General features: G+C 71.0%; 14 protein-coding genes. 10 read left to right on the forward strand and 4 right to left on the reverse strand.

What is annotated here, in order from left to right:
- Positions 1-162: 162 nt before the first annotated feature.
- The 7 genes from ACFHWT_RS06460 to ACFHWT_RS06490 all read left to right on the forward strand — a co-directional run bounded on the left by ACFHWT_RS06460 (position 163) and on the right by ACFHWT_RS06490 (position 8861).
- Positions 163-1746: an anchored repeat ABC transporter, substrate-binding protein gene (locus ACFHWT_RS06460; protein WP_416593641.1), complete on the forward strand. Its 1584-nt coding sequence runs from the start codon at positions 163-165 to the stop codon at positions 1744-1746.
- A 55-nt stretch (positions 1747-1801) separates the two neighbouring features.
- A complete protein-coding gene (locus ACFHWT_RS06465) occupies positions 1802-2680 on the forward strand; it encodes a choice-of-anchor M domain-containing protein (protein ID WP_416593679.1) in 879 nt (292 codons plus the stop codon).
- Positions 2677-3453 carry an anchored repeat-type ABC transporter ATP-binding subunit gene (locus ACFHWT_RS06470; protein ID WP_416593642.1) on the forward strand — a complete coding sequence of 259 codons (777 nt, stop codon included), beginning with the start codon at positions 2677-2679 and terminating at the stop codon, positions 3451-3453. Before ACFHWT_RS06465 ends, ACFHWT_RS06470 begins: the two co-directional genes overlap by 4 nt.
- Positions 3453-4370 (forward strand): anchored repeat-type ABC transporter permease subunit, encoded by a 918-nt coding sequence (locus ACFHWT_RS06475; RefSeq protein WP_416593643.1) that lies wholly within the window; start codon positions 3453-3455, stop codon positions 4368-4370. Before ACFHWT_RS06470 ends, ACFHWT_RS06475 begins: the two co-directional genes overlap by 1 nt.
- A gap of 95 nt (positions 4371-4465) precedes the next feature.
- Positions 4466-5935 (forward strand): choice-of-anchor M domain-containing protein, encoded by a 1470-nt coding sequence (locus ACFHWT_RS06480; RefSeq protein WP_416593644.1) that lies wholly within the window; start codon positions 4466-4468, stop codon positions 5933-5935.
- A gap of 89 nt (positions 5936-6024) precedes the next feature.
- The gene (locus tag ACFHWT_RS06485) at positions 6025-7146 is read left to right on the forward strand and encodes a WxL protein peptidoglycan domain-containing protein (protein WP_416593645.1); all 1122 of its coding nucleotides are present in this window, start codon (positions 6025-6027) and stop codon (positions 7144-7146) included.
- Positions 7143-8861, forward strand: a complete 1719-nt coding sequence (locus ACFHWT_RS06490) for a TIGR03773 family transporter-associated surface protein (RefSeq protein ID WP_416593646.1) — start codon at positions 7143-7145, stop codon at positions 8859-8861. Before ACFHWT_RS06485 ends, ACFHWT_RS06490 begins: the two co-directional genes overlap by 4 nt.
- Here the strand turns inward: ACFHWT_RS06490 and ACFHWT_RS06495 are convergent.
- Positions 8846-9052 carry a hypothetical protein gene (locus ACFHWT_RS06495; RefSeq protein ID WP_416593647.1) on the reverse strand — a complete coding sequence of 69 codons (207 nt, stop codon included), beginning with the start codon at positions 9050-9052 and terminating at the stop codon, positions 8846-8848. The genes ACFHWT_RS06490 and ACFHWT_RS06495 overlap by 16 nt on opposite strands.
- 168 nt (positions 9053-9220) lie before the next feature.
- Between ACFHWT_RS06495 and ACFHWT_RS06500 the strand changes: the two genes are divergently transcribed.
- Both ACFHWT_RS06500 and ACFHWT_RS06505 read left to right on the forward strand, forming a co-directional pair.
- Complete coding sequence (locus ACFHWT_RS06500) at positions 9221-9496, forward strand: type B 50S ribosomal protein L31 (protein WP_416593680.1); 276 nt, start codon at positions 9221-9223, stop codon at positions 9494-9496.
- Positions 9497-9621: 125 nt separating this feature from the next.
- Positions 9622-9996 (forward strand): sensory rhodopsin transducer, encoded by a 375-nt coding sequence (locus ACFHWT_RS06505; RefSeq protein WP_416593648.1) that lies wholly within the window; start codon positions 9622-9624, stop codon positions 9994-9996.
- Positions 9997-10067: 71 nt separating this feature from the next.
- On the opposite strand, the gene ACFHWT_RS06510 is transcribed toward ACFHWT_RS06505, so the two are convergent.
- Positions 10068-10901 (reverse strand): alpha/beta fold hydrolase, encoded by an 834-nt coding sequence (locus ACFHWT_RS06510; protein ID WP_416593649.1) that lies wholly within the window; start codon positions 10899-10901, stop codon positions 10068-10070.
- 165 nt (positions 10902-11066) lie between these two features.
- Here ACFHWT_RS06510 and ACFHWT_RS06515 point away from each other — a divergent pair, with 165 nt between their 5' ends.
- Positions 11067-11648: a TetR/AcrR family transcriptional regulator gene (locus ACFHWT_RS06515; RefSeq protein ID WP_416593650.1), complete on the forward strand. Its 582-nt coding sequence runs from the start codon at positions 11067-11069 to the stop codon at positions 11646-11648.
- Between the two features lie 52 nt (positions 11649-11700).
- On the opposite strand, the gene ACFHWT_RS06520 is transcribed toward ACFHWT_RS06515, so the two are convergent.
- Both ACFHWT_RS06520 and ACFHWT_RS06525 read right to left on the reverse strand, forming a co-directional pair.
- Complete coding sequence (locus tag ACFHWT_RS06520; protein ID WP_416593651.1) at positions 11701-13629, reverse strand: LamG-like jellyroll fold domain-containing protein; 1929 nt, start codon at positions 13627-13629, stop codon at positions 11701-11703.
- Positions 13630-13702: 73 nt separating this feature from the next.
- Positions 13703-14362 carry a TetR/AcrR family transcriptional regulator gene (locus ACFHWT_RS06525; protein ID WP_416593652.1) on the reverse strand — a complete coding sequence of 220 codons (660 nt, stop codon included), beginning with the start codon at positions 14360-14362 and terminating at the stop codon, positions 13703-13705.
- Positions 14363-14428 lie beyond the last annotated feature (66 nt).

Here is a 14428-nt window from a genome sequence, read left to right on the forward strand (position 1 = left end):
TGGTTGATTCGTCGGTTGATCCGACCGGCCCACCCGTGCCGCCGGTGCCGAACAACACCCGTTCGGCACCGGCTGCACGCCAGATCGAGCATGACAACGGTTATCGTTTGCGTGCTAGCGTGCGGTGCGCGGGCGCAGGGCGTACGGAAGGTGGGGTGGAACATGCGCGCACGGTGGCTCATCGGGCCGGCGCTGCTCGCTGTCAGTCTTGGTAACCTGGCGGCCTGTGCCGTCCCCGAGACGTTGAGCGCCGCTGACGACCGTCTCCAGGTCGTCACCACCACCGGCATCCTGCGGGACCTGGTCGACAACGTCGGCGGGGACCGCGTCGCGGTCGCCTCGCTCGTCCCCGACGGTGCCGACCCCCACTCGTACGAGCCGTCGCTGCGCGACGTGCGCAACGTCGTCTACGCCGACGTCGCCTTCAGCAACTACCTGCTGCTGGAGGAGCACGCCATCATCAAGGCGCTCGACGCCAACCTGCCGGAGGGCGTACCGAACATCTCGCTCGCCGAGGGGGCGATCAAGTACGCCGCCGAGATCATCCCGCTGGTCGAGGACTTCTCGCTCGACACCATCTGGCTCGGCATGCGGGTACGCGGCACCGGCGGGACCTATGGTGCAGACCGGGTCTCCGACATCCTGCTGCAGAGCACCAACGTGACCGGCCCCGGCGCCATGGCCGCCTACCTCACCGAGTCGTTCGGCAACCCGGCCGTCTATCTCGACTCGGCCGACGGCTTCGACGCCGCCACCGGCTACCGGGACGACACCGCCACCCTCCCGCCCGACGCGCACACCCACATGAGCTGGGCATTCACCGAGCCGGGCGTCTACCGGCTCACCATGTCGGCACGGTTGGCGGTCACCACCGACAGCCGCCCCGTCGCCCTCGGGGAACAGACATTCACGTTTGCCGTCGGCGTCGATCCGCACAGCGTGCCCGGGATGGCCGGGGCCGACGTACTCCGCGGCGGGCACGCCGACATCACCGTTGACCTCGATGCGGCGGCGCGCGGCGAGCCGTCGCTGTACCTGTTCGCCGACCCGCACGGCGCCGGTGACGCCCACCAGCATGTGCACGATCCGGCCGACACCGTCATCGAGGTGCCGAACAAGGCCCTCGCCCAGGTACCGGCCGGTCGGGACTTCCGCTTCCTCGGCCGACCGGGCACCGAGATCTTCCAACTGCCGCAGGCGGTGCTCGGCAAGCACGTGCACGGCGAGATCGACCCGCACCTGTGGCAGAACGTCCGCAACGTCATCGCGTACACCGAACTGATCCGCGACACCCTGATCGGCGTCGACCCGGCCGGTGCCGCCGACTACCGGCGGCACGCGGCGGCGTACATCGCCGAGTTGACCGCGCTGGACGACTACGTCCGCGACACGATCGCGCGGATCCCGCCCGCCCGGCGGCACCTGATCACTACTCACGACGCGTTCGGCTACCTCGGGGCCGCGTACGACGTGCAGATCTCCGGCTTCGTCAGCCCGCACCCGGCGGCCGAGCCGAGCCTGGCCGACCGGCGCCGGCTCACCGAGACGATCCGTAACCTGCGGGTACCGGCGGTCTTCCTGGAGCCGAACCTGCGGTCGAGGTCCTCGACATTGACCGAACTCGCCGACGACCTCGACGTACGGGTCTGCGATATCTACGGCGACACCTTTGACGACCGGGTGACCAGCTACGTCGAGCTGATGCGGTTCAACGCCGAGTCGCTGCTCGACTGTCTGGCACCATGAGGAGGCATCAGTGAAGTCGATCGGCCTGTCGACGGCCGTCTCCGCGCTGCTGGCGATGACGCTGGCCGCCCAGCCGACATCGCCCGACCCGGCACTGGACCAGTCGATCGCCCCGGACCAGCCGGTCGCCGCGGACACGGCCGTGCTGGCGGCCGGCCATGTCGACATCGGACCGCGCTACGTCGACGACGAGTGGACCCTGCTGCTGCACGACGACGCGGCGCAGCCGGTGTGGCGGGATCCGGACCGGACCGTGCTGAGGGTCACCGACGCCGCGCTGCAGACCGTGCCGGATGATCCGGTGTACGGCTTCCTCGACGTGCCGGCCGGCACCGAGGTGCACGTGGTGCCGCAGGTGCAGCACCCCGATGTGGTGTGGGTCGGCTGGAACACCCAGGACCCCCGGGTGATGCAGACGATCGACCGGGGCGTGACGTTGGAGCTCGCCGGGGTCGAAGGACCTGGCGAGGTCACCATGTATCTGCAGGCCGGCACGTTCAGCGAACCGCAGGTGCTGTGGCGCTCCACCGAGCCGCCCGGCCAGCCGATGTGGGTGGAGGTCAACACTCACACCCACGCCAACTGGGTGTTCACCGCCCCCGGCGTGTACCTGGTCGCCGTCCGGGTCAGCGCCGACCTGGTCGGCGGCGAGCAGGTGAGCGCGGTACGGCACCTGCGGTTCGCGGTCGGCGACGCCGTCAGCACCGACGACGCGTTCGCCGCGCAACCCGACGAGGTCGCGGCCGTGCCGGTCGCCTCCGACGGTGCTGACGGCCAGGGGGCCGCAGCGGACGGCACCGGCGACGGCACCGGCCCCTGGCTGGTCGGCGGCCTTGTGCTGGCCGCGGTCGTGCTGGCGGTTGCGCTGGTCGTCGTAGTGCTGCGCGGCCGGGCGGTACGCCGACGGGTCGAGCAGGAGCGTGCCGCCTCATGACTGCGCTCGCCGTACACGATCTCGACGTCGACCTCGGTGGCCGTCCGGTGCTGCGCGGTGTGCGGTTGCACGTCGACCCGGGTGAGCTGGTCGGGCTGATCGGGCCGAACGGGGCCGGCAAGACCACGCTGCTGCGGTCGGTGCTCGGGCTGGTCCGGACCCGGTCCGGGCGGATCCTGGTGGACGGGGTGCCGAGCCGGCCGGGGCGGTGCGCGATCGGGTACGTGCCGCAGCGGCACGAGTTCGCCTGGGAGTTCCCGATCTCGGTGGAGCAGGCGGTGCTCAGCGGCCGGACCGGTCGGATCGGGCTGCTGCGCCGGCCGGGGCGGGCCGACTGGCGGGCCACCGCCGAGGCGATCGACCGGGTACGCCTGGGCGACCTGCGCAGTCGGCCGGTTGCCGAGTTGTCCGGCGGGCAGCGCCAGCGGGTGCTGGTGGCCCGCGCGCTGGCGGTGCAGCCGGCGCTGCTGCTGCTCGACGAGCCGTTCACCGGGCTGGACATGCCGACTCAGGAGCTGCTCGGTGAGCTGTTCACCGGCCTGGCGGCCGAGGGCACGCCGTTGTTGATGACCACGCACGACCTGATCGGGGCGATGGATGCCTGTTCCCGGCTGGTGCTGCTGAACCTGCAGGTGATCGCCGAGGGCAGACCGGCCGACCTGCGGGATCCGCGGCTGTGGATGCGCACGTTCGGGGTGAGCGAACGGTCGCCGTTGCTGCGGATCGTCGGCGCCGGCACCATGCCCGTCGGGGTCGGCGAGGGGAGCGGCTGATGCCGGTCACCGAGTTCGTCGCCGACCTGTTCAACCCGGATCTGGCCTTCCTGCCGAAGGCGCTGCTGATCGCGGTCATGTCCAGTGTGGTCTGCGGGGTGGTCGGCTGCCACGTGGTGCTGCGCGGGATGGCGTTCATCGGTGACGCCGTGGCGCACGCGGTCTTCCCGGGGCTGGCGGTCGCCTTCGTGCTGCAGGGCAGCCTGGTGCTGGGCGGTGCGGTCGCCGGGATCGTGACCGCGCTGCTGATCGCGGTGTTCGCGCAGCGGCGGCGGGTCAAGGAGGACTCGTTGATCGGAGTGTTCTTCGTGGCCGCCTTCGCCCTGGGCATCGTGATCATCTCGCAGGCACCGGGGTACGCCGGTTCGCTGCAGCAGTTCCTGTTCGGTTCGATCACCGGCATTCCGGACCGGGACCTCTACACGGTCGGCTTCACCGGGCTGGCCATCCTGACCGCGTTGTTCCTGTTGCACAAGGAGCTGGTCGCGGTCAGCCTGGACCGGGAGTCCGCCCGGTCGGTCGGGTTGCCGGTGTTCTGGTTGGACATCGGGCTGTACGTGCTGGTCACCCTCGCCGTGGTGATCTCGCTGCAGACGATCGGCAACATCCTGGTCCTGGCGTTGCTGATCACCCCGGCGGCGGCGGCCCGGCTGCTCACCGACCGGCTCGGCGTGATGCTGCTGCTCGCCCCGGTGATCGGCGGCGGTTCGGCGCTGGTGGGGCTCTACCTGTCGTGGAGCTACGACCTGCCGGTGGGCGGCACGATCGTGCTGGTCGCGACGGCGGTGTTCCTGCTGGCCTGGGTCCTGGCCCCGCGGCATGGTCTGGTCGCCCGCTGGCGGCGGCAGCCGGCAGTGCCCGACGAGGCGCAGGTCACACCGGTGCTGACAGAGGTGGCCGAACGGCCGATAGGTTAATGAAAATGATAGTCGTTACCTTGCGGTGGGGCTTCCGCCCCGTCACGACCACGTCCCGCACCGGTCCGCGGTGCGGGCGAGGGGAGGAAACAACGATGAGAACGACAGGTGCCCGCAGGCTCGCGGCCCTGGCCGGTGCGGCGGTGATCGCCGGCGGCGTACTGCTGGTGCCGACCGCCGCGGCCGCAGCCGAGCAGGTGGTGCTCGCCAAGGGCCACACCGACGCGGTTGACGTCCACTACCACGATGGCGAACTGTCCCTGGAGGTCCACGACGACACGGTCAGCCCGTCGGTCAACCGTGATCCGGCGGACGTGACCTTCCAGGTGCTGCCCGAAGCGGCCATGACGGTGCCGGACGACCCCCGGTTCGCCTTCCTCGGGCCGGCCGGATCGCAGATCTGGCTGCTGCCGCTGACCCAGGACCCCGACCTGCTCTGGCCCGGTTGGAACACCACCACCCTCAGCTCCGGCGTCTTCGCCGGCGACAAGGTCCAGTTGAGCCTCGTCGAGGTCACCGGACCAGGAAACGTCTGGGTGTTCACCCAGGACAGCTTCGGCGGCCCGATCATGAAGTTCCGCAGCGACGACGGCCTGCCGGACGCCATCGACGTACCGATCCGCACCCACGCGCACGCCAACTGGGCGTTCAGCGCGCTGGGCGCCTACACGCTGACCTTCCAGGCCGACGCGACGCTGACCGACGGCACCACCGTCAGCACCGGCCCGGTCGACTACGCGTTCGTGGTCGGCGAGCTCGACGGCACCGGTCCCGAGACCGTGCTGAGCATCGCCGGCATGGCCGACGAGTACCAGCCCGGCGACACCGTCACACTGCAGGCGGTGCAGACCCCGCAGACCGAGCTGGACCACTATCACTGGTTCAGCCGCTGCCCCGGCAGCGACGACTTCGCCATCATTGCCGGCGAGGCCGGCGCGTCCTACAGCTTCACCGCCACCCGTGAGCTCAACGCCTGCGAATACCAGGTGAAGCTCTACGACGACAACCACAGCGTCGTCGCGACCAGCGCGGAGGTCTGGCTCTGGGTGGCCTTCACCCCGACCGACCCGGAGGCCTCGCAGACCATCACCGCGTCGATCGATCCCACCCAGGGCGCACTGGTGATCAGCGTCGACCCGGATGACCGCAGCGTCGTCCTGCCGCCGGCGCAGCTGACCAGCGGTGGTGACAGTTGGGAGAGCACCGGAAACCTGCGCCCGGTCACCGTCACCGACACCCGGGCCGGCACTCCCGGCTGGAGCGCCTCCGGTCAGCTGCCGGAGAACTTCACCGGACCCGACGGTGCCACCTTCAGCTCCGGCTACCTCGGCTGGACCCCGCAGGTGGTCGACCAGTCCGCCGGTCAGGGCGTCGTCGCGGGCCCGGTCGTCGAGCCGTACGTCGTCGGCGTCGGCGGTGGACTCGGCAGCAGTGCCGTGCTCGGCTCGGCACCGACCGGCGTGGGCCGGGGTACCGCGACCCTGTCGGCCGGCCTGCAGCTGCGCCTGCCGACCGAGACCGTGCCCGGCACCTACACCGCGACCCTCACCCTCACCGCGATCTGAGGATCGCACCAGGGAACGGGCCGGGCGACGACACCGTGCCGCGTCGTCGCCCGGCCCGCCCACACCCTCCGCGAAACGGACCACCCCGCATGCGTACGCCAGCAGCCCTGCTCGCCGGACTCCTCGCCGCCGCCGTCGTGTCGACGGGCCCGGTCACCGGCCCGGCGACGGTCGGATCGCCGAGCTACACGCCCCTCGCGGCGCAGTCCCTCACCTGGGGCGTCGCTCCGTCCAGCCCCGACGGGCCGAACGGACGGCCGGCGTTCGAGTACAAACTGGATCCGGGTGCCACCCTCACCGACTACGTGGCGATCACGAACCACTCCGACCAGCCGATCACCCTTGACGTGTACGCCAGCGACGCGTTCACCACCGACCAGGGCGGCTTCGACCTGCTGCCGGCGACCGGGGAACCGGTCGACGTCGGTTCCTGGGTGACGTTCGAGTCCGGCACCTTCACCGTGCCGTCAACGTCGCGGCTGGACGTGCCGTTCACCATCGCGGTGCCGGACAACGCCACCCCCGGCGACCACCCCGGCGGCATCGTCGCCTCGCTCGCCGCCACCGGCACCGACGGCGAGGGCAACCAGGTGGCGGTCGACCACCGGGTCGGCTCCCGGATCTATCTACGGGTCACCGGGGAACTGCAGCCGGGCCTGGACGTCGGGGACCTGTCGACGACGTACGACGGCACCTGGAACCCGGTCGGGGGTGGCACCGTCACGGCCAGCTTCACCGTGCGCAACACCGGCAACGTACGGCTCACCGGGCAGCCGCAGCTGACCGTCGCCGGACCGTTCGGGCTGGCCGGGCGCAAGGTCGACGGCGATCCGCTGCCGGAGATCCTGCCCGGCGACAGTTACCGGACCACTATCCGGGTTGACGGCGTGCCGCCGATGTTCCGGCTCGGTGCGCGGCTCACCGTCGCACCGACCGCCGTCGCCGACGAGGTGCTCGACCCGCCCCCAGCGACCGTGACCCGCGAAAGCGGCCTGTGGGCCGTCCCGTGGTCGCAGCTGGTGATCCTGCTGATGATCGGGCTGGCCGGCTGGCTGGTCGTCGCCCGCCGCCGCCGCGCCCGGCGCCGGCGGGCAGCACAGCTGGAACAAGCCGTCGCCACCGCGCGCGAACAGGGCCGCGCCGAGGCCGTACGCGACGGCGCGGTCACCGATGCCACTGACGACAAGACGACCCAGGGGACCTCAAGATGACGACGATCCACCGCCCCACCGGTGCGGCGACGCGTCGCCGGTGCGCCGCGGTGCTGGCGATCGGTGCACTGGCTGCGGCCCTGACCGCGCCGGCCCCGGTGACCGCCGCACCCTCGACCGCCGTGCCGCCGACGGCTGCGCCGCCTACCGTGCCGCCGACGTCTCTGTCGGTGAGCGCCGCCGGGGCCGACCTGGTGGCGGTCGCGATCGACAGCGAGACGCTGTCGGTGGTCACCCGAGCGGCGGCCCGGCCGGCGGGTACGGAGTCGGCGACTGGTCGAGGAACTACCGGCTTCGGCCGGCAGCCGGCGACGGTGGTCTTCGGACCGGCGGGCGGCGTGGCGGTGCGGACCCCTGACCATCCGGCATTCCGGTTCCTCGGCACGGCCGGTCGGCCGATGTGGGCACTGACCGGTGGCGACACCGATTTTCCGTACCTGGACACGAGCGCGGTGCCCCGCGGGGCGGTCCGCGGCGACACCATCGAGCTGTCGCTGCGTCAGGTCGACGGCCCGGGTGGATTCGCCGCCTACACCCTCGGTGGGCTCGGCCAGCCGACGCCGTTGTTCGGCACCCTCGACGCGATGCCGCGTACCGCCCGGCTGCCGGCAGCGACCAGGACCGGCGGTCTGGTCTGGCTTTTCGACGCCGCGGGCGAGTACCGGCTGACGCTGTCGGCGGCCGCGACGCTGGCCAACGGCACCGAGGTGACGGCCGACGCCGACTACCGGGTGGTGGTGCCGCAGCTCGACGAGGCACGGCCCGATCCCGCAGGTACCCGGCCGGTGCCGGCCCCGGCTCCCGCTCCGGCGGCGGACCTGGCGAGGGTGTCCGGTGCCGCTCCGGGCGACGGTGTACCGCTCGGTGCCGATTCGCCGTCGGCCGGCGCCCCCGCGCGGGCCCTCGCGGCGGGTGCGGCCCCGGCGGCGACCGGCAGCGCGTCACCGCTCCTCGCAGCGGCTCAGCAGGACGGGTCACGGGTGGTGATCGACGACGGTCACGTCGACATGGGTCCGGAGCTGAGCGGTGCGGACTGGACGATCCGCCTCAAGGACGACACCGTCTCGCCCCCGGTGTGGCGCGACCTCACCGACGTGGTGCTGCACGTCAAGGACAACGCGAAGATCACCGTGCCGGACGACGCCGACTTCCTGGGCGCGCCGGGTGACGAGGTGTGGCTGTTGCCGCAGGGGCAGCGCGCCGGGATCGTCTGGCCGGGCTGGAACACCCAGCATCCGTCGGTCGTGGCCGGGGTTCGTGGCCCGGTCACCTGGACTTTCAAGGGTGTCGACGGCCCCGGCCGGTTCGCGCTGTTCCTGACCGGGTCGTTCGGTGAATCCGAGGTGCTGTTCGATTCGTCGGCCCGGCTGCCGCAGCAGCTCGACATCCCGATCAACACCCACGCCCACGGCAACTGGGCGTTCAGCGAGCCCGGAATCTACCGGCTGGCCTTCGAGATGTCGGCCAGCACGTCGTCGGGATCGACGGTCACCGACTCCCGCTCGCTCACCGTGGCGATCGGTGACGCGACGGACCCGGACACGGGCTTCGGGCCCGGCGACGACAACCCGGGTGGTGGCGGCTCCGGTGACGGGAGACTGCCGCGGACCGGATCGTCGTGGTACCTGCCGGCCACCGGAGCCATCCTGGTGATCGCTGGCGCGCTGGTGTTGTTCGCGACGCGTCGGCGCCGCGTCGCTCAGCGCTCGTCGTAGTGGTCGCCGTGTGCGGCGTGTGACTCGGCTGTCACGTGCTGGTCCGTGCCGCACTCGTCCCAGTGCCCGGCGTGCTCGTGGTGGACATGCCCGTCGTGCAGGTAGTCCGTGTGCCCGTCGTGGGTCACCGCGGCGTGCCCGCAGGTCGCGGAGTGGCTGTGGGGGTGTTCGGTGTGCATCTGGTGAGACATGGACACTCCCTAATTTCATGTTCACATTGCGATACGAGCATACGTCATCCGGGCTCGACGTTCGGGGCGTGTTCCGACGTGCCTGGCACGTTCCGGGTCCGGGAGTGCGATGGCTCTGATAAAATGACAACCATTATCGTCGACCGCCAGGAAGGCCGGTTCCCGCCGATGAAGTCTGATATTCACCCTAAGTACGATTATGTGGTTTTCCGGGATCGAAGTGCGGACTTTGCGTTCTTGACCCGATCGACCGCGACCAGCCAGAAGACGATCGAGTGGACCGACGGCCAGACGTACCCGGTGGTCGACGTGGAGATTTCCTCGGCCAGCCACCCGTTCTGGACGGGTCGGCAGCGGCTGCTGGACAGTGCCGGTCGAGTGGAGAAGTTCCGTGCCAAGTACGCCCGGAAGAAGCGCCCGGAGGGCGACGCCGCCGCCGGCTAGCGTGCGCAGCCGCCCCCGCGCTTCCCGGTGCGTCGTGGCCGGGTTAGCCGAGCCGGTCGCCGGGTAGCCGGCAGGTGCTGGTAGTCGCGACCGACCGTAGCGGCAGTGGCCGGCGAGGAGGCGTGATGGCTGGCATCGGTGCCCGCGTCTGGGCGGTGGCCGGGGGGCGGATCCCGCCGGTCAGCAACGGCGACGAGCCGGAGTTCACCAGCTTCGACCAGCTCTGCCTGCTCAACGCCGGCGACGTCGACGCCGAGGTCGAGCTGACCGTGTACTACGACGATCAGGAGCCGGCGGGGCCGTACCGCTGGGTGGTGTGGGCGCGCCGGATCCGGCACGCCCGGCTCAACGACCTCATCGACCCGGAGCCGATCCGGCTGGGCCGACCGTTCGGCTGCGTACTGACCTCGTCGGAGCCGGTGGTGGTGCAGTTCCAGCGACAGGACACCCGGCTGCCGGGGGTGGTGGCGTTGACCGACGCGACCCCGTACGCCGGGTGAGGGCAGGCTCACCTGGACCTGCCCGCACCCGGCGCGTCGGTACCCGGTCCACCCGCTCCGGCGTGCCCGGTCTACTTGCCCAGGAAGGCGAGCAGCGCGGTGTTGACCTCCGCCCCGTGGGTCCAGAGCAGGCCGTGCGGGGCTCCGTCGATCTCGACGTACTCGGCCTTCGGCAACCGCTTGTAAAACTCACGGGCGGTGGCGTCGATGGGCAGGATCCGGTCGGCGGTGCCATGCAGGATCAGTGCCGGCACGTCGATCCGGTCGATGTCGGCCCGGAAGTCGGTGAGCCAGGTCGGCACGACCGCGCTGGAGGCGAACCACCCGGCGCCGGCCGCGACGTTCCAACTGTTGCGCAGTGCCTCCTCGGAGAGTCGGCCGCCGAGCGTCTCGTCGGTGTTGTAGAAGTCGCGGTAGAAGTCGCTGAAGTAGGCGTACCGGTCGGCGGTGACGGCGGCGAGGATGCCGTCGAAGACCTCCTGCGGCACGCCGGTCGGGTTGTCGTCGGTGGCCAGCAGGAACGGCTCCAGCGAGGCCAGGAACGCGGCCTTGGCGACCCGCGTCGAGCCGTACCGGCTCAGGTAGCGGCCCACCTCGCCGGTGCCCATGCTGAATCCGACCAGCACGACGTCGGTGAGGTCCAGGGTTTCCAGCAGGGTGTTCAGGTCGGCGGCGAAGGTGTCGTAGTCGTATCCGACGGTGGGCTGACTGGACTGCCCGAAGCCGCGTCGGTCGTAGGTGATGACCCGGTAGCCGGCGGCGAGCAGCGCCGCGCTCTGCTTCTCCCAGGAGTGCCCGTCCAGCGGGTAGCCGTGGATGAGCACCACCGGCTGTCCCTGGCCGTGGTCCTCGTAGTAGAGGTCGATGTTGGTGCTGTTCTCCTGGCCGACGGTGATGTACGGCATGACGACCTCCGGTCGCTCGGCGCGAGAACGGTCGTTCTCGCTCGCTGTGTCATACCGTAGAGAACGACCGTTCTCTCCGCCAGTCGGACGTCGACGATCCGCCGGTGACCCTCGTCACCGGCGACAGCCGTCAGCCGGGTGGCGGCCCGACCTGAAGGAGGAGACATGCCGGCGTTGACCGACGACGAGGTGCGGCGCAGGGTGCTCGACGCCGCCGATCAGCTCTTCTACGCCCGGGGCGTGCAGGCTGTCGGCATGGACGCGCTGCGCGCCGAGGCGGGAGTCCCGCTCAAACGGCTCTACCAGGTCTTCGGGTCGAAGGAGGCTGTGGTCGAGCAGGTGCTGACCCGCCGGCAGCGAATGTGGAACGACCTGGTGGACGCCGCCCTGGCCGGCGGCGGCACGCCACGCGACAAGCTGCTCGCCATCTACGACGGGCTCGCCCAGTGGGCCACGGACGACGACTTCCGTGGCTGCCTGTTCATCAACACCTTCGGCGAACTGGGCGGGACCACGCCACGCGTCGCCGAGTTCGTCCGGGCGCAGAAGGCCGAGTTCCAGGATCGGGTGGCGGCGCTGGTCGCCGAAGCCGGCGGATCCGCGACCCTGGCCGCCCAACTCGCGATTCTCGCCGAGGGCGTACAGACCACCACCGCGATCGCCGGCGACAACGCCGCCGCCGCTCACGCGCGCGCCGCCGCTGAGGTTCTCATCGGCAGCGCCCTCACGTCGACCACCGACCACTGAGCCGGACCCGACCGTCGGCGGCTGAGTGTCCTCAGCCGCCGACGGTGCCCGGTCAGCCGTACGGGTGCAGGAACTGGTGCGGGCGCAGCGCCTTCTCGGTGATCCGTACGTCACCGATCCAGCCGTAGAAGCCCTGCCCGTACTGCAGGTCGAACGAGGTCGCGCCGATCACGAACGGCAGGCCGAGGGTGGCGATCCCGGTCGAGGGCTGGGTGGGGTTGCGGGCGATCTTCGACCCGTCGACGTAGACGACGGTCTGCTCGGAGTCGTTGACCACGGCGAGGTGCATCCACCGGCCGGGCGGCAGGGCGTGGCTCCACGACGTCGGGTCGGCGTCCTGCACGTCGGCGTAGACGACGTACTGCAGGAAGCGCTCGGGGGAGATGTTCAGGCTGCAGGTGCACTCCAGCGGGGACCAGCCGGTGGTCTTGCCGGCGTCGCCGCTGCGCCCCTCCCAACTCAGGATGCCCATCCAGGCGTGGTCGCCCTGGTACGGGTCGGGCAGCTTGACGAACGCCTCGATGGTGTAGCCGTCGCGGAACTTCATGCCGTTGATCGGCGCGTCCGGGCCGGCCCGCAGGATGGCGCCCCGGTCCGGTCCCTTGCCGCCGTCGAAGCGCAGGCTGGCGTGTGCCGGCTGGCCACTGTGGTGCTCGTCGGAGAAGGTCAACGTGTCGGCGGTGCCGGCGCCGATCCGGCCCACGGTCAGGTCGTTGCCGTTGCCGCTGAGGTCGCGCACCACGGTGCCGTCGAGCACCGGGTTGCCGGCGACCGGGCTGCCGGTGCCGGCGCCGAAGCCGGCCGAGTCGAAGCGCCAGTAGCCGACGGTGGTGTGGCGCAGCACCGCGACCGGCGGCCGGGGTGCGGGCGGCGGCACCGGCGCGAACCCGTCGAACCGGGCCGCGAAGTCGACCTCGACGCTGAACCGGTCGACCGGGCCGGTCAGCTCGACCGTCTCGGCCTGCAGCGGCGTCCGCTTCGCCGGATTCCGGGTGAGGAACCAGGGTGCGAAGGTCTCCACATCGATGACGTTGCGGACCAGATCGAAATGGTAGAGCCGGATCATGCCCGCCCCGCCGTAGTAGCGGTCCTGGTAGTTCGCGATGTGCACGTGCACGTCGTGGCCGGCCGCGTTGGTGAGCGTGGTCCGCCCGGGCGGCCAGTAGTGGCCGTTGAGGGTGAGGAAGATCTGGTCGTTGTCGCGGATCAGCCGGTCCCACAGCCGCTGTCCGTGGCCGGACAGCTGGGCCGCACCGGCGTCGTCGGCCCAGGCCAGGTCGTGGGTGGTGAGGATCACCGGCAGCGTACGGTGTGCGTCGATGACGCCCTGCGCCCAGGCGAGACCGTTGTCGGAGGCCCGCCAGTCGAGCGCCAGGATCAGCCAGTCCCGGCCGCCGGCGCGCAGTACGTGGTAGCTGTTGTAGCCGTCCGGCGAGGCACCGCCGAAGGTCGGTGTGTCGGTGAACCGGTGTGGTCCGAAGGCGCGCAGGTAGACGCTGTCGCCGCGCTGGTCGTCGCCGCCACGGATGTCGTGGTTGCCGGCCAGCACGCTGTACGGCAGCCGGCCGTCGATGGTGCGGAAGGCGTCGCTGGCGAGGTCGATCTCGTGTTCGCTGCCGTGCTCGGTGATGTCACCGAGGTGGGTCATGAACGCGATGTTCGCGTCCCGCCGCTCCTGGTTGAGGTAGCGGAAGGTGGCCTTCAGCGGCTCCGGGTCGGAGCTGTCGGCGTCGAACAGGTACTGCGTGTCGGGCAGCACGGCGAGCGCGAATCTCGGGCTCGCCGGGTCGAACGGCCCGCCGGCGGCGGCCACGGCGGGGGTGGCGGCGGGAGCGCCGATCACCGTGGCGGCGGCGCCGGCGGCCGGCGCGGCGAGCGCCGCCTGCAGCAGGGAACGTCGTTGCAGGCGGCCGGGCGCTGTACCGTGCGGCGGGTTCTCGGAGTGTTCCGGCTGGTGGGTACGCAGGGGATCGTCAGTCACCCGAGCAACGTCGCGCCCGGTGGTGAGCGCCGGGCGTCAGCTGGCTGAACGACGGTCTGCGACCAACGGAAGATCAACTCGGTGGGGCAGGTGGCCGGTCCACCCGGGCGGCGGTGCCGGATGCCGGTGCCGCGCCGAGGCCGGCGAGCGTGTTGTCCACCACGGCGGCGACGTGCTCCGCTGCCCGGGTACGCCACTGCCGCTCCGGCAGTCGCCGGTGTTCCAGGAAGAACAGCGACAGCGTCGAGGTGACCAGGTGCGCCGCGACGGTGGTCGAGGCATCCGGGCGTACCGAACCGGCCCGCACCGCCCGGTCGAGCCACCCGGCCAGACCGGCCCGCATGTCGCCGACCACGTCCCAGAACACGTTCGACAGGTCGCTGTCGAGTTGGCTCTCCCCGGCCAGTACGGCGATCAGGTCGGCGTGTTCGCGCAGGTGGGCGAGGAGCGCCCGGCAGTAGGCGGCCAGCGCGGCCCGGGGGTCGTCCGGGTCGAGCGGGTCGAGGACGTCGCCGATCGCGAGCCGGTAGCCGCCGTACTCGGAGACCACGTCCTTGAGCAGGTCGAGTTTGGTGGGGAAGTAGTGGAACAGCAGGCCCTCGGCGACGCCGGCTTCCTTGGCGAGCTGCTTGGTGGTGGTGGCCGCGAAGCCCTGCCGGGCGAAGACGCGTACCGCGACCTCACGCAGCTGCCGTCGCCGTTGCTCGGCGGCCTGTTGCCGACTGGTTGCCATGGTCCTCCACATCCTCGACCAGATTCGTTGAGTAGAAACTCAATGAGTGTATGCTCAATGAAGCGC

This window comes from Micromonospora sp. LOL_021 (genome assembly GCF_048060215.1).
GTDB lineage: Bacteria > Actinomycetota > Actinomycetes > Mycobacteriales > Micromonosporaceae > Micromonospora_E.